Source organism: Streptomyces sp. R28 (genome assembly GCF_041052385.1).
GTDB lineage: Bacteria > Actinomycetota > Actinomycetes > Streptomycetales > Streptomycetaceae > Streptomyces.
Window position 1 is genome coordinate 9614344 of the sequence record NZ_CP163439.1, and the last position, 24509, is coordinate 9638852.

At 71.7% G+C, this 24509-nt stretch carries 16 protein-coding genes; 9 read left to right on the plus strand and 7 right to left on the minus strand.

The window, feature by feature from the left end; translation table 11 throughout:
- Window positions 1–83: 83 nt before the first annotated feature.
- Entirely contained in the window at window positions 84–2303 is a 2220-nt protein-coding gene (locus tag AB5J49_RS42240) for an NADP-dependent isocitrate dehydrogenase (protein ID WP_369174167.1), read from the minus strand.
- A gap of 232 nt (window positions 2304–2535) precedes the next feature.
- Between AB5J49_RS42240 and AB5J49_RS42245 the strand changes: the two genes are divergently transcribed.
- The gene (locus AB5J49_RS42245) at window positions 2536–4104 is read left to right on the plus strand and encodes a M1 family metallopeptidase (protein ID WP_369174168.1); all 1569 of its coding nucleotides are present in this window, start codon (window positions 2536–2538) and stop codon (window positions 4102–4104) included.
- Window positions 4105–4119: 15 nt separating this feature from the next.
- Here the strand turns inward: AB5J49_RS42245 and AB5J49_RS42250 are convergent, their stop codons facing one another.
- On the minus strand, window positions 4120–5214 hold the full coding sequence (locus AB5J49_RS42250) for a mechanosensitive ion channel family protein (protein WP_369174169.1): 1095 nt from the start codon (window positions 5212–5214) through the stop codon (window positions 4120–4122).
- 246 nt (window positions 5215–5460) lie between these two features.
- Between AB5J49_RS42250 and AB5J49_RS42255 the strand changes: the two genes are divergently transcribed.
- A complete protein-coding gene (locus AB5J49_RS42255; protein ID WP_369175509.1) occupies window positions 5461–5859 on the plus strand; it encodes a hypothetical protein in 399 nt (132 codons plus the stop codon).
- Between the two features lie 56 nt (window positions 5860–5915).
- Here the strand turns inward: AB5J49_RS42255 and AB5J49_RS42260 are convergent, their stop codons facing one another.
- Window positions 5916–6680 (minus strand): crotonase/enoyl-CoA hydratase family protein, encoded by a 765-nt coding sequence (locus tag AB5J49_RS42260; RefSeq protein ID WP_369174170.1) that lies wholly within the window; start codon window positions 6678–6680, stop codon window positions 5916–5918.
- A 60-nt stretch (window positions 6681–6740) separates the two neighbouring features.
- Window positions 6741–7706 (minus strand): YbhN family protein, encoded by a 966-nt coding sequence (locus AB5J49_RS42265; RefSeq protein WP_369174171.1) that lies wholly within the window; start codon window positions 7704–7706, stop codon window positions 6741–6743.
- Window positions 7707–7850: 144 nt separating this feature from the next.
- Here AB5J49_RS42265 and AB5J49_RS42270 point away from each other — a divergent pair, with 144 nt between their 5' ends.
- Together AB5J49_RS42270 and AB5J49_RS42275 are read left to right on the plus strand one after the other, a co-directional pair.
- Window positions 7851–9746, plus strand: a complete 1896-nt coding sequence (locus tag AB5J49_RS42270; protein ID WP_369174172.1) for an ABC transporter ATP-binding protein — start codon at window positions 7851–7853, stop codon at window positions 9744–9746.
- A 172-nt stretch (window positions 9747–9918) separates the two neighbouring features.
- Window positions 9919–13842, plus strand: a complete 3924-nt coding sequence (locus tag AB5J49_RS42275) for a glycoside hydrolase family 2 TIM barrel-domain containing protein (RefSeq protein WP_369174173.1) — start codon at window positions 9919–9921, stop codon at window positions 13840–13842.
- Window positions 13843–13890: 48 nt separating this feature from the next.
- On the opposite strand, the gene AB5J49_RS42280 is transcribed toward AB5J49_RS42275, so the two are convergent.
- Window positions 13891–14427 carry a hypothetical protein gene (locus AB5J49_RS42280; RefSeq protein ID WP_369174174.1) on the minus strand — a complete coding sequence of 179 codons (537 nt, stop codon included), beginning with the start codon at window positions 14425–14427 and terminating at the stop codon, window positions 13891–13893.
- A 285-nt stretch (window positions 14428–14712) separates the two neighbouring features.
- On the minus strand, window positions 14713–14838 hold the full coding sequence (locus tag AB5J49_RS42285; protein WP_369174175.1) for a hypothetical protein: 126 nt from the start codon (window positions 14836–14838) through the stop codon (window positions 14713–14715).
- Between the two features lie 1144 nt (window positions 14839–15982).
- Here AB5J49_RS42285 and AB5J49_RS42290 point away from each other — a divergent pair.
- The 5 genes from AB5J49_RS42290 (at window position 15983) to AB5J49_RS42310 (ending at window position 20713) form a co-directional block, all read left to right on the plus strand.
- The gene (locus AB5J49_RS42290) at window positions 15983–16483 is read left to right on the plus strand and encodes a VOC family protein (RefSeq protein WP_369174176.1); all 501 of its coding nucleotides are present in this window, start codon (window positions 15983–15985) and stop codon (window positions 16481–16483) included.
- Window positions 16484–16581: 98 nt separating this feature from the next.
- Entirely contained in the window at window positions 16582–17442 is an 861-nt protein-coding gene (locus tag AB5J49_RS42295; RefSeq protein ID WP_369174177.1) for a hypothetical protein, read from the plus strand.
- A 4-nt stretch (window positions 17443–17446) separates the two neighbouring features.
- Window positions 17447–19252, plus strand: a complete 1806-nt coding sequence (locus AB5J49_RS42300) for a gamma-glutamyltransferase family protein (protein WP_369174178.1) — start codon at window positions 17447–17449, stop codon at window positions 19250–19252.
- A gap of 24 nt (window positions 19253–19276) precedes the next feature.
- Window positions 19277–19963: an FMN-binding negative transcriptional regulator gene (locus tag AB5J49_RS42305; RefSeq protein ID WP_369174179.1), complete on the plus strand. Its 687-nt coding sequence runs from the start codon at window positions 19277–19279 to the stop codon at window positions 19961–19963.
- Between the two features lie 63 nt (window positions 19964–20026).
- A complete protein-coding gene (locus AB5J49_RS42310; RefSeq protein ID WP_369174180.1) occupies window positions 20027–20713 on the plus strand; it encodes a hypothetical protein in 687 nt (228 codons plus the stop codon).
- On the opposite strand, the gene AB5J49_RS42315 is transcribed toward AB5J49_RS42310, so the two are convergent.
- Window positions 20698–24507, minus strand: coding sequence for a condensation domain-containing protein (locus AB5J49_RS42315; protein ID WP_369174181.1), 3810 nt, complete (start codon window positions 24505–24507; stop codon window positions 20698–20700). The two genes, AB5J49_RS42310 and AB5J49_RS42315, sit on opposite strands and share 16 nt — an antisense overlap.
- Window positions 24508–24509: the final 2 nt, after the last annotated feature.

Sequence of the window (24509 nt, forward strand, 5' to 3'; positions counted from 1 at the left end):
AGGCCGAAGAACTGCTCTGCCCCGGCAGGCAGTACGCCGGGCCGGGGCAGAGTCACGTGAGCGGGCCTGTCGGGCCCCTGGCGTCAGCTCAGGGACGCGAGCGCCTCGTTCCAGGTGGCCGACGGGCGCATGACCGCGGCGGCCTTGGCCGGGTCGGGCTGGTAGTAGCCGCCGATCTCGGCCGGCTTGCCCTGGACGGCGTTCAGCTCGTCGACGATCTTCTGCTCGCCCGCGGTGAGCGTCTCGGCGAGCGGGGCGAAGGCCTTGGCCAGGTCCGCGTCGTCGGTCTGCTGGGCCAGCTCCTGCGCCCAGTACAGGGACAGGTAGAAGTGGCTGCCGCGGTTGTCGATACCGCCGACGCGACGGGTCGGGGACTTGTCCTCGTTGAGGAAGGTCGCCGTGGCGCGGTCGAGGGTGTCGGCGAGGACCTTGGCCCGGGTGTTGCCGGTGGCCGTCGCGTACTGCTCCAGGGACGGCACCAGCGCGAAGAACTCACCGAGGGAGTCCCAGCGCAGGTAGTCCTCCTTGACCAGCTGCTGGACGTGCTTCGGCGCGGACCCGCCGGCGCCCGTCTCGAACAGGCCGCCGCCCGCCATCAGCGGGACGACCGACAGCATCTTGGCGCTGGTGCCCAGCTCCAGGATCGGGAAGAGGTCGGTCAGGTAGTCACGCAGGACGTTGCCCGTGACCGAGATCGTGTTCTCACCGCGGCGGATGCGCTCCACCGACAGCTTCGTCGCGTCGACCGGGGCGAGGATACGGATGTCCAGGCCCTCGGTGTCGTGCTCCTGCAGGTACGCGTTGACCTTGGCGATCAGGTTGGCGTCGTGGGCGCGGGTCTCGTCCAGCCAGAAGACGGCCGGGTCGCCGCTGGCACGGGCGCGGGTGACGGCCAACTTCACCCAGTCCTTGATCGGCGCGTCCTTGGTCTGGCAGGCGCGGAAGATGTCACCCGCGGCGACCGGCTGCTCGATGACCACGTTGCCGGCCTGGTCGACCAGGCGGACCGTGCCGGCGGCCTTGATCTCGAAGGTCTTGTCGTGGGAGCCGTACTCCTCGGCCTTCTGCGCCATCAGGCCGACGTTCGGGACCGAGCCCATGGTCGACGGGTCGTAGGCGCCGTTCGCGCGGCAGTCGTCCAGCACGGCCTGGTAGACACCGGCGTAGGAGGAGTCCGGGAGCACCGCGAGGGTGTCGGCCTCCTGGCCGTCCGGGCCCCACATGTGGCCCGAGGTGCGGATCATGGCCGGCATCGAGGCGTCGACGATCACGTCGGACGGCACGTGCAGGTTGGTGATGCCCTTGTCGGAGTCGACCATGGCCAGCTCCGGGCCCTCGGCGATCTCCGCGTCGAAGGACGCCTTGATCTCGGCGCCGTTCGGCAGCGCCTCCAGGCCCTTGAGGATGCCGCCCAGACCGTCGTTCGGGGACAGACCGGCGGCGGCGAGTGCCTGGCCGTACTTCTCGAAGGTCTTCGGGAAGAAGGCGCGCACGACGTGGCCGAAGACGATCGGGTCGGAGACCTTCATCATCGTGGCCTTGAGGTGCACGGAGAACAGCACGCCCTCGGCCTTGGCCCTGGCGACCTGCGCGGTCAGGAACTCGCGCAGCGCGGCGACCCGCATCACGGAGGCGTCGACGACCTCACCGGCGAGGACCGGTACGGACTCGCGCAGGACGGTGGTGGAACCGTCCTCGGCGACGAGCTCGATCTTCAGCGCGCCGGCCTCGGAGATCACGACGGACTTCTCGGTGGAGCGGAAGTCGTTCTGGCCCATGGTCGCGACGTTCGTCTTGGACTCGGAGGTCCAGGCGCCCATGCGGTGGGGGTGGGTCTTGGCGTAGTTCTTGACCGAGGCGGGGGCGCGGCGGTCGGAGTTGCCCTCACGCAGGACCGGGTTCACCGCGGAGCCCTTGACCTTGTCGTAGCGGGCCTGGATCTCCCGCTCCTCGTCGGTCTTCGGGTCGTCCGGGTAGTTCGGCAGCGCGTAGCCCTGGCCCTGCAGCTCGGCGACGGCCGCCTTGAGCTGGGGGATCGACGCCGAGATGTTCGGCAGCTTGATGATGTTGGCCTCGGGCGTCTTCGCGAGCTCACCGAGCTCGGCGAGGGCGTCCGGGATGCGCTGGTCCTCGGTCAGGTACTCCGGGAACACCGCGATGATGCGGCCGGCCAGCGAGATGTCACGCGTCTCCACGGCGACACCCGCCTGCGAGGCGTACGCCTGGACCACCGGCAGGAAGGAATACGTCGCCAGGGCCGGGGCCTCGTCAGTGTGCGTATAGATGATGGTCGAGTCAGTCACCGGGTGCTCCGCTCCACGTCTGCAACATTGCTCGACATCAAGATATCTCGTGATCGACCTCGGCTCGACAGGGGTCCGCACACCGGTGCGGGATGTTGGCCGAGATCTCGGATCCGCGCAAACGGATGGACCGCCTCCGTGCAACCTGATCGCCCGATCCCACAGTCATGTAGGGAGATCACCGATCCGGCGGCCGGTCCTGACCACCCGGCCGCCCCAGCGAAAGCGGACCATGAGATATCGCACCCGAGTGACGGCCCCCGCGGCCGCGCTCATCGGAACCGCGGCGGCCCTGACCACCGCCCCCTCGGCCCACGCCACGCCGACGCGCACGGGGACGTCGGCCCCCAGGACCTCCGGCAGCCCGGGCCCCGAGACCCTCGGCGACACCGTCTACCCGGCGCTCGGCAACGACGGCTACCGCGTCGCGGCCTACCACCTCGACTTCTCCTACGACGCCACGACCCGGCTGGTCGACGCCACCGCGACCCTGAAGATCCGCACCACCCAGGCCCTGACCCGCTTCTCCCTCGACTCCCTCGGTCTCGACATCCGCGCCGTGCGCGTCGGCGGCCGTACGGCGACGTTCGAGCAGGTGGCCGAGAAGCTGCGCATCATGCCCGCACGGACCCTGCCGAACAAGTCCTGGGTGACCGTGTGCGTCGAGTACTCGGCGGACCCGCGCCGTATTCCGCAGCCGAACACCGGCTGGGTCGACACGCTGGACGGGTTCGCACTCTGCTGCCAGCCGAACTTGGCCCACACCGTCTTCCCCTGCAACGACCACCCCTCCGACAAGGCCGACTTCACGTTCCGCATAACCGTCCCCGGCGGTCTGCGCGGCGTGGCCACCGGCCTGCTCGAACGCACCGAGAGCCTCTCCGGCGGCCGTACCGCGTACACGTACTGCTCCCGCGAGCCCATGGCCACCGAACTGGTGCAGATCACGGTCGGCGACTACGTGATCAAGGACCGGCAGGGCCCGCACGGCCTCCCGCTGCGTGACGTCGTCCCGGTCGCGCGCGCCGAGGCACTGGAACCGGCGCTCGCGCTGACGCCGAACCTGGTCGAGTGGCTGGAGGCGCGGCTCGGGGCCTACCCCTTCGAGACGTACGGCCTTCTGCCCTGCAACTCCGACGCCTCGAACGCCTTCGACTTCACCGGCCTGGAGAGCCAGACCCTGACCATCTACAAGCCGAACTATCTGCTCCAGGCGGAGCCGAAGATCGGCTCGCACATGATGCACGAGCTGGTCCACTCCTACTTCGGCAACAGTGTCAGCCCCGCCGGCTGGGCCGACCTGTGGATCAACGAGGGCCACGCGGACTTCTACGGGCTGCTCTACCGCTACGAGCGCGGCTGGCCGGACTCCATGGGCCTGACCACCATGGAAGCCCGGATGAAGAACACCTACGCCCAGGGCGACCAGTGGCGGCGCGACTCCGGGCCGGTCGCCGCGCCCAACGCGGCCAACCTGTTCGACGGCCAGCGCTACCTGGGCGGCGTGCTGGTCCTGTACGCGCTGCGCAACCTCGTCGGCGAGAGCGCCTTCAACGCGCTGGAGCGCGCCTTCCTCGACCGGTACCGCAACTCCTCGGCGTCGACGGCCGACTACATCGCCGTCGCCTCGGAGGTCTCCGGTCAGGATCTGTCCGGGTTCCTCCAGGACTGGCTGTACGGCACGAAGACGCCGCGGATGCCGGGGCACCCGGACTGGACGGTCACCCCGGTGAACCCGGCGCTCGCCGCGCCGCACAGCCGTAAGCGCAGCCGCTCCCACGACAACTCGGCCACCCTGTAGGGCGGTTCGGGCAGGTCAGTCGAGGCGGACGGGGGCCATCTCGTCCGCCTCTTCGGGGAGGCGCTGCTGCGGTATCGCCACCGTGCCCTGCTGGATCGCCACCGTCCGCGTGGGCGCCGGGATGCGGATGCCCTCCAGGCGGTAGCGCTTGTGCAGGCGCTTGATGAACTCGTGCTTGATCCGGTACTGGTCGCTGAACTCACCGACGCCCAGGATGACCGTGAAGCCGATCCGGGAGTCGCCGAAGGTGTGGAACCGGATGATCGGCTCGTGGTCCGGGAGGGCGCCCTCGACCTCGGTCATCACCTCGCCGATGACCTCGTTCGTCACCCGCTCCACGTGGTCCAGGTCGCTGTCGTAGGCGACGCCGACCTGGACCAGGATCGTCAACTCCTGCTCGGGACGCATGAAGTTGGTCATGTTCGTCTTCGCGAGCTCCCCGTTGGGGATGACGATCAGGTTGTTGGAGAGCGCGCGTACGGTCGTCTGGCGCCAGTTGATGTCCTCGACGTAGCCCTCCTCGCCGCTGCTCAGCCGGATGTAGTCGCCGGGCTGGACGGTCTTGGAGGCGAGGATGTGGATGCCCGCGAAGAGGTTGGCGAGCGTGTCCTGCAGGGCGAGTGCGACCGCGAGACCGCCGACGCCCAGGGCGGTGAGCAGGGGCGCTATGGAGATGCCCAGGGTCTGGAGCATCACCAGGAAGCCGATGGCCAGGACCAGGATCCGGGTGATGTTGACGAAGATCGTGGCCGAGCCGGCGACCCCGGGGCGGGACTGGGTGACCGTCCGCATCAGTCCGGCGACCCCGCGGGCCACCGCCAGCGTCACGACGAAGATGAGCAGCACGGTCAAGGTCTTGTTGACGTTGTGCTGGACCGTCCGGGTCAGCGGCAGCGCCGCGCCCGCGGAGGCCGCGCCGCCCAGGAACGCCGCCCACGGCACCACGGTGCGCAGCGTGTCCACGATGAGGTCGTCGCCGCTCCAGCGGGTGCGGTCGGCGTGCTTGCCGAGCCAGCGCAGCAGCATGCGCAGCAGGAAGGCCGCGAGCAGCCCCGCCGCCAGCGCGATCCCGGCGATGACCAGGTCGTCCACAGTGAGCGCTCGCTTCACCGTCCACCTCCGTGGTGAAGAGCTGCGGCGAACCCCTTCGCCGACGGCCGGATGTGAAGTCTCGTCACGTTGTCACCTGCTCGTTTCCCGCGATGTGCCGTTGTGCCGGCCACCCGTCCCCCGAGGCCGGCACGAGGGCTCATCCTGCCGCATCGGGCACAGGTGTTCGTACCAGGATCGGCGGCCGGACGGCGTCTTGGGCCGGTTTCGGGCATTCTCCGCCGACCGCCGGTGACAGAGGGGCACTTGCCGCCCGCGACCTGGGTACGCAGAGCGCCGCTCGACGCCCGCGCCCCCGGCGGCAGGCGAGGTGTTCGAGGCGGCGAGGCAGGAGAGACATCCGAGGCAGCCGGCGGGGAGAGGTGCCATACAGGTCCAGCGCTCGCGATCGACCAGGGGACCTCCGGCACCAAGGCCCTCACCGTCTGCTCCGAACGCGGTGCCATCGGCACCGGATCCACCGCGTCCACCCCCGCCATCTGCCCGGCGGCCTCCCCCTGGACACCGGCGCGCGCGGGCCCGCCGTCGACGCAGGCCTGCACACCGCGCGCCCCGGCGGCGGTTGCCGTGGGGGAGTGGCTCGCGGGGGCCGAGTGGCCGGACGACGACTTCGGATCGCCGGGCGGGACCGTCACGGGTCCGTGAGTCTCAGACGGCCGTGCGCCTCACGCCTCCGTGCGCCCCCCCCGGATCCCTGAGTCTCACAGGTCCGTGAACGAGCCGTGCCTCCCGGCGCCGGAGGCGAACCGTGCCGCGCCCTGCAGGCTCTGCGCCAGCACGCCCATGCCGTACCGGAGTTCGCCTCGCATGGCCGCCGTCTCGTCCAGCCCGTCCTGGTCGAGCACGGACGCCCGGTCGGCGCGCAGACACGCCTGCGGGAACCCGGCGACCGCGGCGGCCAGTGCCTCCGCCTCGGCGCGGGCGTGTCCCGTCGGCACGACACGGTTGGCGAGCCCCATCTCGTAGGCCTCGCTCGCAGGCACCGGCCGTCCCGTCAGGATCATGTCCAGCGCGCGGCTCGTACCGATCAGCCGGGGCAGTCGTACCGTGCCACCGTCGATGAGGGGCACGCCCCAGCGGCGGCAGAACACCCCGAAGACGGCGTCCTCCTCGGCGACCCGCAGATCGCACCAGAGCGCCAGTTCGAGGCCCCCGGCCACGGCGTGCCCGGCGACCGCGGCGATCACCGGCTTGGACAGCCGCAGCCGGGTCGGCCCCATTGGACCGTCCCCCTCCTCGGTGACCTGGTTGCCCCGGTCCCCGCCGAGCGCCTTGAGGTCGGCGCCCGCGCAGAACGTGCCGCCCTCGCCCCACAGCACCGCCACCCGCGCCTCGTCGTCCGCCTCGAACTCCCTGAAGGCGGCGGCGAGTTCGGCGGCGGTCGGGCCGTCGACCGCGTTACGGACCTCGGGGCGGGAGAGGACGACGGTGGTGACGTGTCCGTCGCGCTCGACGCGGACCGGCATGGTGGGGCCCCTTTCGGTGGGTCGGATTCCGTGGGTCGGCCCCCGCACGTTACTGAGCCGTCAGATGACCTTCCAGCGCACCAGCGCCCCCAGCGTCAACGCCCCCGGCAGCAGCGGCAGCCACACCGTGATGATCCGGTAGGCCAGCACCACCGCCGTCGCCACCGCCACCGGGCCGCCCGCCGCCACCAGCGCCACGACCAGCGCCGCCTCGACCGAGCCGAGCCCGCCCGGCGTGGGCACCAGGGCGACGGCGACGGTCGCCGCCAGATACGCGAGCGCCATGTGCGCGGGCGGCACGTCCAGTCCCAGGGCGAGCCCGACCAGGACCAGACCGGTCGCCTGCAGCATGGGGAAGGCCAGCGAACCGCCCCACAGCGCCAGCGCCCGGGACGGACGGGTGTGCACCGAGCGCGCCTCGTCCAGCGCGCTGCGCAGGAACGAGAGTACGGCGGTACGCAGCCGGCGTACGAGCGCGAAGACGGCCACGACCACGACAGCCGCCGCGCCGATGACGAGCAACACCGGGCCCCACGCCCCCTGTGGCAGGAGCGGGCCGAGCCGCAGCGCGTCGGGGAAGGCGATCAGCAGTGCGGCCAGCAGGCCGACGCGGGCCACGCTCTCCGCGAGCAGATACAGCGCCAGTGCGGCCGAGGAGCGGGCGAGCGGCAGTCCGCACACCGTCATGAAGCGCAGGTTGACCGCGCTCGCGCCCAGACCGGTGGGCAGCAGGTGGTTGGCCGAGCCCGCCGCGAACTGTGTGACGAGCAGCCGCAGCTTGGGCAGCCGGTCGATCACCGCGCCCTGCCGGGTCACCGCCGCCGCGACCCACGTCAAACAGGTGGCGCAGGCCGCGGCGAGCAGCCACGGCCACTTGGCCGTCGCCAGCTGGCCGATGCCCTCGGCGAGCACGGACCGGTGCTGCACCGCGACCACGACGACGAGGACGAGGGGGAGCAGGCACAGTGTCTGGCGCAGCGGGAGACGTCCGAGCAGGCGTCCCGCGGGGAGTCGTACGGCTGTCACATTCGCAGAGGTTCTCCGCGCTGCGACAACGCCGGGTTGCGGGAGCGAAGACGGCGTCTTACGGTCCGGCTGCGGGCGGCTGTCGATCTTCGCGAGGCCGCCGATATTGACCTCAACGCTGCTTGAGGTTCTACCTTCCTGCTCATGAGTATGGAGAGCACAGCCTGGACACAGCTGTACAGCGTCATGAACGCCCAGCGGGAGCGGCGCCCGTTCGCCCGCGCCACACTGCGCCGCATCGGCGCGTTCGCCCGCCCGCACCGCCGGAGGATCGCGCTCTTCGTCGTGCTCGGGGTGGCGACCGCGCTGCTCGCCGTCGCGACCCCCGTGCTGGCCGGCGCCGTCGTCGACGCGATCGTGTCGGGCGGCGACGAGGGCAGGGTTGTCCGTCTGGCCCTGCTGATCGCCCTGATCGCGGTGGCGGAGGCGGCGCTCGGGATCCTCGCCAGGCGCCTGTCCGCGAGGCTCGGCGAGGGTCTCATCCTCGATCTGCGGGCGGCTGTCTTCGATCATGTGCAGCGCATGCCGGTCGCGTTCTTCACACGCACTCGTACGGGAGCGCTCGTCTCCCGTCTCAACAACGACGTGATCGGCGCCCAGCGCGCCTTCAGCAACACGCTGTCCGGCGTGGTCAGCAATGTCGTCACGCTGCTGCTCACGCTCGCCGTCATGCTCACCCTGTCCTGGCAGATCACCCTGCTCGCCCTCGTCCTGCTTCCGGTGTTCGTGATCCCGGCCCGGCGTGTGGGCCACCGCATGGCCCATATGCAGCGCGAGGCGGCCACGCTCAACGCGGCGATGGGCACCCGTATGACCGAGCGCTTCTCGGCGCCCGGCGCCACGCTGATCAAGCTCTTCGGGCGCCCGGAGGAAGAGTCGCAGGAGTTCGCGGCACGGGCCCGCCGGGTCGCGGACATCGGCGTACGCACCGCGACCGCCCAGTCGATGTTCATCACCGCGCTCACCCTCGTGTCCGCCCTGGCCCTCGCCCTGGTCTACGGCCTCGGCGGCTGGTTCGCCCTGCGCGGCACCCTGGAGCCGGGAGCCGTCGTCTCGCTGGCCCTGCTCCTGACCCGCATGTACGCCCCGCTCACCGCGCTCGCCGGCGCCCGGGTCGAGGTCATGAGCGCCCTCGTCAGCTTCGAGCGCGTCTTCGAGGTGCTCGACCTCAAGCCGCTGATCGAGGAGAAGCCGGACGCGAAGAAGGTCCCCGACGGCCCCGTGGCGGTGGAGTTCGACAACGTCCGCTTCGGCTACCCCTCCGCCGACAAGGTCTCCCTCGCCTCCCTGGAAGAGGTGGCGACCCTCGACACACGCGGCGGCGCCGACGTGCTGCACGGCATCTCCTTCCGCGCCGAACCCGGGCAGACGGTCGCCCTGGTCGGCTCGTCCGGCGCGGGCAAGTCGACCATCGCCCAGCTGCTGCCGCGCCTGTACGACGTCGACGAGGGCGCCGTACGCGTGGGCGGCCTCGACGTACGTGACGTGAGCGCCGAGTCCCTGCGCGGCACTCTGGGCATGGTCACCCAGGACGGCCACCTCTTCCACGACAGCGTCCGCGCCAACCTGCTGCTGGCCCGCCCCGCCGCCACCGACGACGAACTCTGGGACGCCCTGCGCCGCTCCCGCCTCGACCATCTCGTCCGGTCCCTGCCCGACGGCCTCGACACCGTGGTCGGCGAGCGCGGCTACCGGCTCTCCGGCGGCGAACGCCAGCGCATGACCATCGCCCGGCTGCTGCTGGCCCGCCAGCGCGTCGTCATCCTCGACGAGGCCACCGCCCACCTGGACAACACCTCCGAGGCCGCCGTCCAGGAGGCGCTCGCCGAGGCGCTGCAGGGCAGGACCGCGGTCGTGATCGCCCACCGGCTGTCCACCGTGCGGGCCGCGGACCAGATTCTGGTGATCGAGGCCGGCCGGATCGTCGAACGCGGCACCCACGAGGAACTGCTCGCGGCCGACGGGCGGTACGCCGAGCTGTACCGGACGCAGTTCGAAGAGCGGCAGCGCGAGGTCACGGAGGTCGAGACGGCGGCGTAAGCGGATCTACTGGGCGCGTCAACCCCGCAGGATCACACAAAGTCCGACAGAATCATTGATTCGTTTCTGTTCGCATCCTAGGGTTCGTTCGGTTTACCAACAGCACCGCACACGATCTGACGCTCCCTCAAGTCCCGCGCAGCGCACTGTCGTCCCGAGGAAGGCCACGGTCATGCCGCACGCTCCCGAGTCTCCCGCCGGCCACCCGAGCCGCCTCCAGGGCGTGCCGGTCAGCCGGCGCCGCCTCCTGGAGGGGGGAGCCGCCGTCCTCGGCGCGCTCGCCCTGTCCGGATCATCCGCCGCCACGGTGCACGCGGCCGACGGGGCCGAGGCGGCGGCCGGCACCCCGGAGTGGAACGGCAACATCAGCCTCTTCGAGGTCGGTGCCGAGCCCCCGCACACCACGCTGATGCCCTACGCGGACGTCAGACAGGCGCTGGCCGCCGACCGCACCCGTTCGCCGTACCGCATGAGCCTCGACGGCAGATGGAAGTTCGCCTACGCCGACCGCCCCGACGACCGCGACGCCGACTTCTACCGCACCGACGTCGACGACCGCGACTGGGACACGATCCCCGTCCCCTCCGTATGGCAGACGCACGGCTACGACCGCCCGATCTACGTCAACATCACCTACCCGTACTGGGGCGCCAACGGTCTCGGCGAGGACTCGCAGCCACCCGCCGCGCCCACCCGCTACAACCCCGTCGGCCAGTACAGGCGAACTTTCACGGTCCCGAAGGACTGGTCGGGACGGCGGACCTTCCTGCACTTCGAGGGCGTCAAGTCCGCCCACTACGTGTGGATCAACGGCGAGTTGGTGGGCTACAAGGAGGACTCCTTCACCCCCGCCGAGTACGACATCACGCGCCATCTCAAGCCCGGCACCAACCAGATCGCGGTCGAGGTGTACCGCTACTCCGACGGCGACTGGCTGGAGGACCAGGACATGATCCGGCTGAGCGGCATCTTCCGCTCGGTCCACCTGTACTCCACCCCGCCCGTGCACCTGCGCGACTTCAAGCTGGACACCCCGCTCGGCGACGACTACCGGACCGCCGGCCTGTCGGTCACCGCGAGCGTGCGCGACTACGGCGGGAGCGGGGCCGGACGGTACACCGTCGAGACACAGTTGTACGACGCGGACGGGCACCCCGTCTGGTCCCGCCCGCTGCAACTCCCCGTCGACGTGGCCGCCGCGGGCAAGGACGTGACGGGGACGGCCACCAAGGCCGTCCCCGCCCCGAAGCTCTGGTCGGCCGAGCACCCGTACCTCTACACCGCCGTCCTGCGGCTGCGCGACCCGGCCGGAAAGCTGATCGAGACGCTGTCCCACCGCGTCGGCCTGCGCGAGTTCGCGCTCAAGGACGGGCTGATGCGGATCAACGGCCGGCCCGTCTCCCTGCGCGGCACCAACCGGCACGAGATGCACCCCGACCGTGGCATGGCCCTCACCCGCGCGGACCTGATCGAGGACATCACGATCATCAAGCGGATGAACATGAACTCGGTCCGCACCTCGCACTACCCGAACAACACGGTGTGGTACGAACTCGCCGACGAGTACGGCCTCTACCTCGTCGACGAGACCAACCTGGAGACGCACGGCATCCGCGGCGAGTACCCGGGCAACCACGCGGACTGGACCGAGGCCTGCGTGGCCCGCGCCCGGAACATGGTTCACCGCGACAAGAACCACGCCTCGGTCGTCATCTGGTCGCTCGGAAACGAGGCGGGCGGTGGCAGCACGTTCGTCGCGATGCGCGACTGGATCAAGTCGTACGACACCACCCGCGTCGTCCAGTACGAGGGCGACGACCGGCCGACGGTCAGCGACATCCGCTCCGAGATGTACGACAGCCCCTCGCGCGTGGAGACCCGGGCCAAGGACACCGCCGACACCCGGCCGTACGTCATGATCGAGTACTGCCACGCGATGGGGAACTCCAACGGCAACTTCAAGAAGTACTGGGACCTGATCCGCCGCTACCCCGTCCTCCAGGGCGGCTGGATCTGGGACTTCGTCGACCAGTCCCTGAGCTGGCCCACCCCCACGCGCAAGCAGTTCACCGAGGCGGGCCCGGGTGCGCTGCGCGGCGAGATCCTCGCACCCAGCGGCACCTTCGACCGCGCCAAGGGTGTCTCGGGCGGTACCGTCTTCGCCCGTGACGCACGCCTGGACCTCACCGGCTCCCTGACGCTGGAGGCGTGGATCACCCCGCACGTCCTCGGCTACCACCAGCCGATCATCGCCAAGGGCGACACCCAGTACGCCCTGAAGCAGAACGACGACAGCCTCGAGTTCTTCATCCACGGCGGCGGTCAGTGGATCACCGCGACCTGGGCGCTGCCGGACGGCTGGACAGGCACCGAGCACCACGTCGCGGGCGTCTTCGACGCCGACGCCGGCACGCTCACCCTCTACGTCGACGGCGAGGCGAAGGCCACCCGCACCACCACCCGGCGCCCCAGCAGCACCACCGCGCCCCTCGCGCTCGCCACCGATGCCGACAACTGGACCCGTGAGTTCAGCGGAACCATCCGCCGGGCACGCGTGTACGCCCGCGCCCTGAGCGCCGCCGAGCTGGCGTCCGACGGGCGCGGACCCGGGGGAGACGGGGTGCGGTTCTGGTTCGACGCGGCGACGGTCGGCCTCACCGAGAAGCGGCCCCGCCAGAAGACGTTCTTCGCATACGGCGGCGACTGGGCCGACAACCCCAACGACGGGAACTTCGTCGCGGACGGCATCGTCACCGCCGACCGAGGGCACACCGGCAAGGCCGCCGAGGTCAAGCGTGTCTACCAGGCGATCAACGCCGCTCCGGCCTCCGGCGACCGGCTCGCTCCCGGCGCGGCGCTCACCCTCACCAACGAGAACCTGTTCACCAACCTCCGTGAGTTCGACGGGCGTTGGGCGCTCGTCGCCGACGGCGAGGTCGTGCAGCGTGGCAGGCTGAGCCGCGCGCAGCTGGATGTCGCCCCGCTGACCGACAAGGAGATCACGGTCCCCTTCAAGGTGCCGGGCGAGCCGGTGCCGGGCGCGGAGTACTTCCTCGAACTGTCCTTCCGCACCAAGGAATCGACGAAGTGGGCGAAGGCCGGCTTCGAGGTCGCGAAGCAGCAGCTCGCCGTCGACGCGGGCAGCCCGGCGGTGACCCCGAGGCCGCTGGACAGCGTCCCGGCGCTGACCTACGAGGACGCCGACGCGTCGGTCGTCGTCACGGGCGAGGGCTTCTCCCTCACCCTCGACAAGAAGGCCGGCGTCATCACCTCGTACAAGGTCCGTGGTGCCCAGCTGATCGCCTCCGGCCCCGCGCCGAACTTCTGGCGGGCGCCCACCGACAACGACAAGGGCAACGGCCAGCACGTCCGCAACCAGACCTGGCGCGACGCCGGAACGGCCCGCAAGGTCACGGACGTCGGTGTGCGGGGGCTGCGGGACCGGGCCGTGGAGATCAAGGTCAAGGGCACACTCCCGACGAGCACGGAGTCGTCGTACACCACCACCTACACGGTCTTCGGCAACGGCGAGATCAAGGTCGACAACACCCTGCACCCGGGCGCGGCCGGCCTGCCGTACATCCCGGAGATCGGCACCCTGCTCTTCCTGCCGGGCCGGCTGGAGCGCCTGCACTACTACGGACGCGGCCCCGAGGAGAACCACTGCGACCGCAACACCGGTACCGACGTGGGCCGCTACTCCGGGACCGTCTCCGGTCAGTGGGAGCCCTACATCCGCCCGCAGGAGAACGGCAACAAGACCGACGTCCGCTGGGTGGCCCTGACCGGCGACGACGGCACCGGGCTGCTGGTCTGCGGTGAACCGCTCCTCGAGGTCAACGCCTCGCACTTCACGCCGGAGGACCTGTCGGTCGGAGCGCGCCACGACTACCAGCTGACGCCGCGCGAGGAGGTCGTACTGCGGCTCAGCCACCGGCAGATGGGCGTGGGCGGCGACAACAGCTGGGGCGCCCACACCCACGACGAGTACAAGCTGTTCGCGAGCCGCGACTACTCCTACACCTACCGGCTGCGCCCGCTGACCGACGTCGACGAGGCGACGGCGGCGTCGCGCAGGCCCACCGCGGTGGAGTGATCCGAGGAGAGCGGGGTCCCGGCGCAGCGCCGGGACCCCCACTCCCTCTCACGCCTCCTGCAGCGCTGCCCCGACCTGGCGCCGGCGCAGCTCCTCCAGCACGCCCTGCTGCCGTCCGGCCCGTTCGAGCAGGTCGTCGAGAAGGCTCGGGTCGAGGCGGTCATCGCGGTCGGCGAGTTCGCGCAGCGTTTGCCATACGGCGGTCTTGCCCTCCACTCCCAGCCGCAGCGCCTCCAGTTCCAGCAGCGGGCTCAGTGGAGAACGGTGTACGAGCCGGCCGTTGCTCTTCAACCGCCCCATCCGCTCGGACATCCGCCCCGCGTAGACCTTGTAGTGCCGTACCGGGATGTCGAGCCGCTCCATGATGTCGATCAAGGTGGCCCGGTCCTCGGTGATCTCGCCCGAGACCGGTCCCATCGCCGCCGCGAGTGCCGTACCGCCGTACGACCGCACCATGTGGCGCGCCCGCTCGGCACCGGCGGGGGCACCCGCCAGATGGTCGTTGGGGTAGATGCCCAGAAGATCCGTGCCGGTGCCCCGGGTCCTGCCCGGCTGACGTGCTTCGGAACGCGTTCGGTCGTGCATGGCGTGTCCCTTCCGCCCGGTGGGCCACTCGTCGTGGGAGAACCGCACCGCTTTCGGCCCTGCGTAACCCTTGGCGAGCAGGGCGAGCGAGCCGGCCACTGACGTGGCGCGACTTGGCTGCGTGCCCGCCGGGTGCCCGCTGCCCCTCTCCCGGAAACGTGGTGTGCCTCGGGACGGGGCCGGGAGAGGGCGGGGTCGGCCTCGTACGCGTCCAGGGTCGCGTCATTCTCTCGATGAGGCCGGTAGCGGCGTGATGCCGGTCCTGTCGGGCTGAGGGCGGTTCTGTCAGGAGATGCCCAGGGTGGTGAAGGGGCGGTCGGAGTGGTGTCCGTGGTGGCGGAGTCCGCGGGCGATGTTGGTGGAGCCGTCGAGACGGAGGACGCCGATGACGAGGTTGCGCAGGCCGGCCATGGTGCGGGGTGCATTGCCGGTGCGGACGCGGGAGGCGTCCTCGCTGAAGGTGACGTCTCGGACGTACTGGTCAGCGCGTATGCCCGCTGGATGGTGGTCTTTCCGTCGCGGACGGTGCGGCGGACGATCTGCAGGGCCTGGACGGCGTGGGGGAGGGCGGCCGGGGACGTGGCGGCTTTGAGACGGCGGATCTCGTCGCGGCCGCGGGGCTTCTCGCGGGTTCGGTCACCGAGCGGGATGTCGCGCCAGGGCAGGCGCTTGACCAGCTGGTGAAGGCCCGGATGATTCGCCTTGAGTACGGCGATGCAGTGGGCGTTCTTCTCCTCGACGAGGAAGCGGGCGAGGAGGGGCTTGAACACGCTGATCTCGTTGGTTTTGGAGGGGACTTCGCGCTGGGCGAGGACGATTCCGTCGGTCCGCATCGCGGAGACGACGTGGACCTCGGTGACGTCGGGGCGGCGGGCTCCTCGGACGGTCTTGCCGTCGATCGCCACCTGAAGCAGCAGTTCCTCCTCCGGCGTCTCCTGGCGGCCCTGCGAGGTGTTCGGCCAGACTCTGCCGGCGTGGCGGAGTACGTGTTCGTTCAGGTAGGAGGCGATCGCGGTGTCGAGGGCGTCGCCGTCGAGACGCTGTCAGTACGGACTCGTCGAACGGCCCCCTTTACCGCATGGCGACGGCCGGACCGGCCGTCATCAGACGCGGGAGTTCAACCACCACCCCTGGGAGCCGCGGATCATCCCCGGGACGCCGGGGGCCACGGCGTTGTGGCGGTGGCCAGGAGGAACGCGTCGGCGGATCATCCCCGCATCGTGGTGAACTCGGTGCGCCGGCTCGGCATCGCGCGCGATCAGCGCCTCCTCCCGCGGGGACAGGGTGACGTCCCGGCGGTGGCCGAAGGACTCGGCGGCGCACGGCGGCGGGCAGCATGGCCTCGATCACGCGGCATCCCCCTCCCGCGGCAGCGTCCGCCGGGCGCGCCCCGGCGGGCCCGGTCCACGGTGGCACATCCCTTTCAAGAACGGCGAAGGCGTTGTCCCGGGCGACTGTCCCATAAAGCGGGGAACTCTCCGAATCGAAAGCGGCCGCCATCATGGCAGGGCGACAGCAGTGTCCGGATGCGCTTCCTCCGCTGGAGTGATGAGACATGAATGAGACGCCATCGGCCGTCACCGAGGCGGCCCACGTCCGATCTCCCAGACCACGGTTTCATCACGTCGGAGTGCAGACGACCGACCTCGCGAACAGCGTCCGCTGGTACGAGGACTTTCTCGGATGCCGACAGGCGTGGTCGCTCGACCGGTTCTCGGAACTGACCCGCAGTCGCCTGCCGGGCATCCACGAGTTGACCGAGATGGTTCTCGGCGACGTCCGGATCCACCTTTTCGACCGGCCCGGCCGGAAATACGATCCGTCCGAGAGCGCCGTGCAGTTCCAGCACTTCTGCTTCAGCGTCGGCGCCCCCGAGGAACTGGTCCGGCTGCGCGAGCGCTGGATCGAACTGCACCGCTCCGGCCGCTACGCGTTCGCGCTCGACGAGCAACCGACCGACATCGTCGTCGACGACGACGGCGTGCGGAGCTTCTACGCGTACGACGTGAACGGCCTGGAGTTCGAGTTCACGTACGTGCCGGACGGCCAGTCATGAAACCTTCCGGCAGTGGCGCGTTGTGCGACTTGCCGTCCGTCGGGCGATGGGACTTTGGCGGATTAGCCTACGGGACCGAACCCCTGGTCCTGCCGGCCGTGGGCGACCCCGACGGCCCGGCCGGCGAGAGCCCGGCGGGGGACTACGCCGGGAGCTGCCGGCACCTGGCCGCGCTCGGCCAGCGCGGGCTGCTCATCCCGGAGGTCCAGCCGTGCGAGTCGCCGGACGAGCTGTTCTGGTTCCGCTGGCTGACCGGGCATCAGGTGTGCTTCATCGTGTGGCGTCTGATCGCCCAGCTCGTGGACGACCTCGCCCACGACCGTCGCCCGGCCGCCGAGGCACTGCCCCTGATCAGCCGTTACGTGGACGGCTACTCCGCGATGCTGCTGTACACCGGCTCCTGCCCGCCCGACCTCTACAACGTCCTGATCCGGCCGAGCATGCGCATGCGGCACCGCGCCTTCAGCGGCGCCTGGGCGCCTGACTACTGGCCCATCCGGGACCTGTTCCGCCGTCGCCGGCTGCCGGGGACGGCCGAGACCGACGCCGGTGAACTGCACGACTCCATCACCCTGTTGCACCTCATCCACGACGGGGTCGCCGCCCGCCTGGTCGCCAACGGCCGGTCCCTGCTGCGTGAGGCGGCCGTCCGCGGCCCCGGCCACCGGCCCGCCGGGCTCATCTACGACGCGTACTTCACGACGCTGCGCGCCCCGGTGACCCGGCACGAGGTCGTGGCGCAGCTCCTGCGCCGGCTCGTCGCCATCGCCCAGGACGTCGCCGCGAACGGCCTGTACGCGGCCGACGACACCGACGACCGGCCCGCCGAGCTGCAGACGGCCGAAGTGATCAAGTGCGAGAACGGGCTGGTCGACATCCTGCACGGGGTCGCCCAGCAGGCCTGCGACCTGCCGTCCCAGCCGTTGCCGACCCGACGTACGAGCATGGCCGAGGAGTGAGCCGATGACCGTCCTGCGACCGGAGCTGACCGGAACCCTCGGCGGCGTGGCCGCGACGCACTGGCTCGCGTCCGCCGTCGGCATGGGCGTCCTGGAACGCGGCGGCAACGCGTTCGACGCGGCAGCCGCCGCCGGGTTCGCCCTCCAGATCGTCGAACCGCACTCCAACGGGCCGGGCGGCGACGTCGTCATCGCCCTCTACTCCCGCGCGAGCGACACGGTCCGCGTCGTCTGCGGGCAGGGCCCGATGCCGCGGGCGGCCACCATCGATGCGTTCGCCGACCGAGGCATCAAGCAGATGCCCGCCGGCGGCCTGCTCCCGGCGACCGTGCCCGGCGCCTTCGGGGCGTGGATGCGCCTGCTCGGCGAGTTCGGCACCCTGCCGCTGGAGTCCGTCCTCGAACCGGCCATCGGCTACGCCTCGCGCGGCTACCCGCTGCTGCCTGCCGCCGCGTCGACCATTGACGCCATGTCCGGCCTCTTCCGCACCCATTGGACGGAGTCCGCCCGCGTATACCTGCCCGGCGGGGCGGCTCCCGCGCCCGGGGCGCGGATGCGCAACGAGGCGCTCGCCGACACCTACCGTCGGCTCGTGCGCGAGGCGACGGGCACCTCGGCCGATCGCGAGGTGCAGATCGAGGCCGCCCACACCGCCTTCTACCAGGGCTTCGTCGCCGACGCCATCGACCGCTTCGCCCGCACGACCGACGTGTTCGACTCGACCGGAAGGGCCCACCGCGGCCTGTTGACCGGCGACGACCTGGCCACCTGGCGGCCGGCCGTCGAGGAGGCGTGCGCGCTGCCGTACGGCGACTTCACCGTCCACAAGCCCGGCCCTTGGTCCCAGGGCCCGGTGTTCCTCCAGCAGTTGGCGCTGCTGGAGGGCTGCGACCTGCGCGACATGGGCCTCGGCAGCGGCGCGTACGTCCACACCGTCGCCGAGGCGGCCAAGCTCGCGTTCGCCGACCGGGAGGCGTGGTACGGCGACCCGGACCACACCCCGGTGCCGATGGCCGAACTCCTGGCGCCCGAATACACCGCGCGGCGGCGCGCGCTCATCGGCGAGCGGGCAGACCTCGACCCGCAGCCGGGCCGGCCGGGCGGCGCCGAGCCGTGGATCCCGCAGCCGGAGCCGCAGGAGCCGGGCGTGAACGAGTCGGAGTGGATGGCCCACCTGCGCAGCGGCCTGCCCACCGTCACCCCGGCCGGGCCCCGGGCCGGCGCCGGGAACACCTGCACGGTCGCGGTCGCCGACGCCTGGGGGAACCTGGTCGTCGCCGTGCCCAGCGGCGGCTGGCTCAAGAGCTCGCCGGTGATCCCCGGCCTCGGTTTCGCGCTCGGCACCCGCGGCCAGACGGCCTGGCTCAGCGAGGGGCATCCCAACTCGCTGGCCCCCGGGCGGCGTCCCCGCACCACCCTGAGCCCCACCATCGTGCTGCGCGACGGCGCGCCCTTCCTCGCCTTCGGCACCCCCGGCGGCGACCAGCAGGACCAGTGGACGCTCCACGCGTTCCTCGCGGTCGCCGAGTTCGGCCTCGAACCGCAGGCGGCGGCCGAGCTGCCCGCCTGGCACATCGACCACTTCGCCCAGTCGTTCGCGCCGCGCCTGTCGCGGCCCGGCGTGGTCGTCGTGGAGGGCTCGTTCGACGCCGAGGTGCTGGCGGAGCTGGAGCGCAGGGGCCACCGGCTGGACGTGGTGCCGCGCTCCACGCTCGGCAAGGTCTGTTCCGCCGGTGTCGACCCGGCCACCGGTTTCCTGCGGGCCTCGGCCGGCCCGCGCGGCCGCCAGGCGTACGCGGTGTGCCGTTAACTCCGATCGTCTGAGGCGGTTTCCATGTTCGTGCCCAGCCACTACCGGATCCAGGATGAGAACTGGCACCGCCGGATCATCGACGGCCATCCGCTGGCGACGCTCACCACCAACGGCCCCACGGTGCCGTGGGCGTCGCGGCTGCCCGCCCTCGTCGCGCCCGGCGAGCCCCGGACCGGCCCGCTCGCCGGCACGGAGCTGTACGGCCATCTCAACCGCGCCAACCCGCACTGGAAGGCGCTCACCGACGGCACGCACGCCCGGCTGATGTTCGACGGTCCGGGCGGGTTCGTCACCCCGGCTGTCTATCCGAGCGCACCGTCCGCCCCGACGTGGAACTTCGCGGCCGTCCACGTGTGCGGGCGGCTGCGGCTGATCGACGACCCGGCGGAGACGCTCCAGGTCGTCCGCTGGACCGCCGAACGCCTGGAGGAGCGCTTCGGCGCCGGCTGGGACCAGACCGCCTCGGTCGACTACTTCCGCCAGATCCTGCCCGGCGTCGGGGCGTTCCGGCTCCGCGTCGAGGACGTGGAGGGCCTGTTCAAGTTCAGCCAGGAGAAGCCCGCGGACCTCCAGGAGTCGGTGATCCGGCGCTACGAGGCCGACGACAGCGGCGCCGGGCGGCCCCTCGCCCACCTGATGCGCGAGGCCGGGATGGGCCGGGCGGCCGGTGCGACGGCGGACGGCGCCCGCGGGGTCTGCCCGTTCTGACCGGTCAGGGATAGCGGTCCGACTGATCGACCACTGCGCGGGCCGCCCCGTAACGTCCGACGCATGGCACTCATCGCTCACACCGCGCAGGCGCTCCCCGACGAGACGCTGGATCAGCTGCGTTCGGCCGTGGCGATGGCCACCCGGCCCGACCGGCTCAGCGGCCGCAGCCCCTATCACTACACCTTCTGGTATGCGCTCGGGACTCCGCCGCGCAACCTGGTCGAGACGGCGGTGCGCGATCACCTCGTGCACCACATCCCCGCGCGGGTGCGGGAGGCGGCCGTCGGCGTCGAGTGGTGGCTCGGGCGGCTCACCCCGCCGTACGCCTCGAACTTCGAGTTCGGTCTGCACCGCGACATCGGCGAGGACCCGCGCACCGGGGAGCTGGTGTCCCCGACCCTGTCCAGCGTCATGTACCTGACCGAGGTGGCGGACGGCCCGCTGCTCGTCTTCGGGAGCGAGCCCGCGCCGGACGCCCCCGACCGGGAGTTCGTCTTCCCCGCCGAGAACCTGTACGTCACCTTCCCCGGGCACCTGTGGCACGCCGTGGGCAACCGGGCCGACGTGCACCGGGAACAGCCGGCCGCCCCCGAGCACCGGGAACGGCTGACGGTCCTGGTGAACTGGTGGACCTACCAGCCCGGCGACATCGCCGCCGAGCCGATGAAGCAGGTCGCCGCCGCGTACGACGGGTCGATGTACCCCGAGCTGCGGGCGGCCGGCGCCGGGCTTCAGATCTCCTCGTAGCCGAGCCGACGACCGACGGCGCCCTGGATGGCCGCCGTCAGGTCGTCCACGTGCTCGGCGTCGAACAGGCTCAGGTGGCTGCCCTTGACCTCGGTGGTCTCCAGCCCGGCGACGAAGGCGTGCCAGCCGCGGTCGTCGTCCATGTAGCCCGCCGGGAACGCCGGCGCGCCCGCGGGCAGCGGGTCGCCCGCGTGCAGCAGATCCACCTCGGCCGGGAAGTACTCCGGCCAGTAGTCGAGGAACGCGGCCCGGTTGCGCTCGACCATCCCCGTCAGCTCGGCCAGCGCCACGGCGGCGCCCGCGTTCGCGCCCTCCAGCCGCAGCACGTCGAGCGACAGGCACGCCTGCCGCACCTCGGCGGCCTCCCGCTCCGAGGACATGAACGAGGGCGGAGCCCAGGTGTCGAGCAGCAGCGTCGCCGCGACCGGCTCCCCGCGCAGCAGCCAGATCCGGGCCATCTCGACCGCCACACAGCCGCCCATCGACCAGCCCGCGAGCACGACGGGGGCGACGCCGCGCACCGCGTCGACGGCGGCCACGTACCGGGCGGCCATCTCCTCGACGGTCGCCGCCGGGTCGTCCGGCAGCGACTGCAGCGCGTACACCGAGAACTCGCCGCGCAGCCGCTGCGCCACCTCGTAGAACGGCAGCACCGAGCCGCTGGCCGCGTGCACGAACACCATCAGCGGCGCGCCCGGGCTCTCGGCCAGGTCGATCAGGTTGTCCCGGGGCGCCGGGGCCGCTTGCGCCGCGCTCAGCGTCGCCGCCAGATCACGGATCTTCGGGTTGGTGAAGACGTCCTGCACCGACGGCTGCAGCCCGAACTCGCCGCCGCACTCCTCGATCAGCTTGAACACCAGCAGCGAGTGGCCGCCCAGGTCGAAGAAGCTGTCGGTGACACTCACGGCGTCCCGGCGCAGCAGCCGCGCGTAGATCGCGGCGAGCCGGGCCTCCAGTTCGTTCGCCGGGGCGGTGAACTCCTCGTCCTCGGCGGGCGGGTTCTCGGTGCGCAGGCCGAGCAGCGCGTCGACGTCGATGCCGCCGTCGTCGCCGCGCGGGATCGCGTCCACCACGGTGACGCTGCCCGGCACCAGGTAGTCGAGCAGTCGCAGTGCGGCGCCCTCGGTGAGCTGCGGGGCCGACAGCTCCCGGTCACCCGAAGGCACGACGAACGCGGCGAGGGCGCCCTGCGCGGTCGCGGTGACCGCGCACAGGGCCACCCCGCCCTGGTCGGCGAAGGCCGCCTCGACCGGGGCCCGTTCCACGCGCATGCCGTGGACGCTGATCTGCCGGCCGACCGGTCCGAGCTGCTCCACCACACCGTTCTCCCGGCGCCGGGCCAGTTCGCCGGTGCGCACCATGCGGGCGCCGGGCTCGCCGAAAGGGTCGGCGACGAACCGTTCCGCCGTCGCGGCGGGCTGCCCGTGGTAGCCGCGCGCCAGGCCCTCCTCGCCGCCGACGTACAACTCCCCGACCACGCCGAGGGGGACCGGCTCCAGCGACTCGTCCAGCACGTACAGGGCGTGGCGGCCCTCCCCGGTCACCGCGCCGGTCTCCGGCCTTTCCCGCCGGGCGATGACCTCGCCCGGGACCCCGGCGACGGTCACCGGCTCGCCGTCGCAGAGGATCCGGCGCGGCGCCGCGCCGGATCCGACGGACAGCGGCACCGACGGCGTCGTCCACACGGTGGTGACGCCGCCGTCGGTGCCGCACTCGTTGAGGGGCCGGGGCTGCTTGTGCACGACGGGCGGGCAGAGCATGACCGCGCCACCGTCCGACAGCGGCCACCACGCCCGCTCGGGGGAGTCCACGAGTACCACCTCCCCCGCGTCGAGGGGGTACCGGCGCCGCAGCTCGTCGACCTCGGCGAGCGCCATCGTGACCGGGTGGGCGACGGGCCCGGGCAGGCCGGGGGAGCGGACCAGCCGCAGCAGGTCGGGGGCGCCGTCCGCGACCGGGGGCTCGCCGAGTTCCGTCGCGGCCCACCGCTCGGCGTCCGCGAAGGAGACCACCCGCCACGGCCCGGGCGGCACCTGGTCCGCCGTCGCCGGGTCGGTGACCACCACCCGCGGCGCCGCCTCCGCCAGCCGCTCCGGCGCGACCGCCGTGTACGGGGTGTGGAGCTTGGCCGCGGCGATCCGGGCCACGACCTCGTCGGCGCCGTGGTCCAGGCACAGCGCCACGACGTCGCCGGACCGGACCCCCTCGCGGTGCAGGACGGACGCCAGCTGGTCGGCGCGGGCGTCCACCTGCGCGTAGCTGACCGCCTCCTCGCCGGCCCGCACCGCCACGGCGTCCGGGGTGCGGCGGGCCTGCTGCTCGAAGGGCTCGGCCATCGACCGGTAGCGGACGTCCGGCCTCCCGGGTGCGGCGGACGCGGGCAGGACGCGCGCGCGCTCGACCGGGCTCAGCAGCGGCAGTTCGAACGCCCGCGCGTCGGGCTGCGCGGCGCCCTCGGCCAGCAGGGTCTCCAGATGGGCGGCGAAGCGCGACGCGGTCGACTCGTCGAACAGGGCTGCGTCGTACACCAGTACGCCGCTCATCTCCTCCTGGTCGGTGAACAGGCTGACGGCCAGGTCCCACATCGCGGCGTTCGTGTCCAGCTCGGTGCCGAGGTCGGCGCTGCCGCCCGAGCCGGTCGCCTGCACGTTCACCATGGTCTGGAACACCGCCTGCACTCCCGGGAGGCGAGGCAGTGCCAGCTCCGCCACCACCCGGTCGAAGGGCACCGCCTGGTGGTCGTGGGCCTCCAGGAGGGTCTCGTGGACGTGACGGACGACCTCGCGGAACGTGGGGTCGCCGCTCAGATCGGTGCGCAGCGGCGCCGACTTCACGAAGCACCCCACGATCGACTCGGCGACCTCGTGGTCCCGGCCGGCGAGCGGCGCGCCGACGATGAGGTCGCGTTGCCCGCTCATCCGGGCGAGGAACACCTTGTACGCGGCCATGACGACGACGAACAGGGTGACCCCTTCGTCCGCCGCCAGCCGCCGCAGGCGGGACAGCACCGGCCCGGGGACCGAGAGCGGCACCGTGCCGCCGGTCCGCTTCGACGTGGCCGGCCGGGGGCGGTCCTTCGGCAGGTCCAGCACCGGCAGGTCCCCGGCGAGCTTGCCGGTCCAGTACAACAGGTCGCGCTCGACCGCCGCCTCGTCGGTGTGCTCCTGCTCCCAGGCCACGTAGTCGAGGAAGCCGACGGACGGGGCGGGGCCGAGCGGCCGGCCGACGAGCAGGGCGTCCAGCTCGGCGACGACCATCGCCCGGGACAGCCCGTCGATGACGATGTGGTGGAAGTTGAGCGCAAGCATGGTCCGTTCGCCCGGCAGCGCGAACCCGATGATCTGGAAGAAGCACGGGCCGTCGAGCGCGAACGGGCGCCGGGCGGCCTCGTTGCCCGCGGCCGTGGCCCGCGCCTGCGCCTCGTCGGCGGGCAGGTGCCGCAGGTCGTGCCACGTCACCGGCGGTTCGATCGGGCCGTCGTCCTGCTGCATCGGCACACCGTCACGCTCGAACATGTGCACGCGCAACACATGGTGGCGGCCCATCAGTTCGGTGGCGACCGCGCGCAGCGTCGGCAGGTCGAGTTCCCGGTCGACGGTCCGCAGCTCCGGCAGGCTGTACTCGCTGGTGTCCGGGTACTGGCGGCAGGAGAACCAGATCCGCGACTGGGGCGGGTTGAGGGGCACCGGGGTGCCGTGCGGGATCGGCGTGATGCGCGGGCCGCCGCGCTCGGCGCCGCGCTCGCGCAGCAGCCGCAGGAGCATCCGCTGCTTGTCCGCGTCCAGTGTGGTCATCG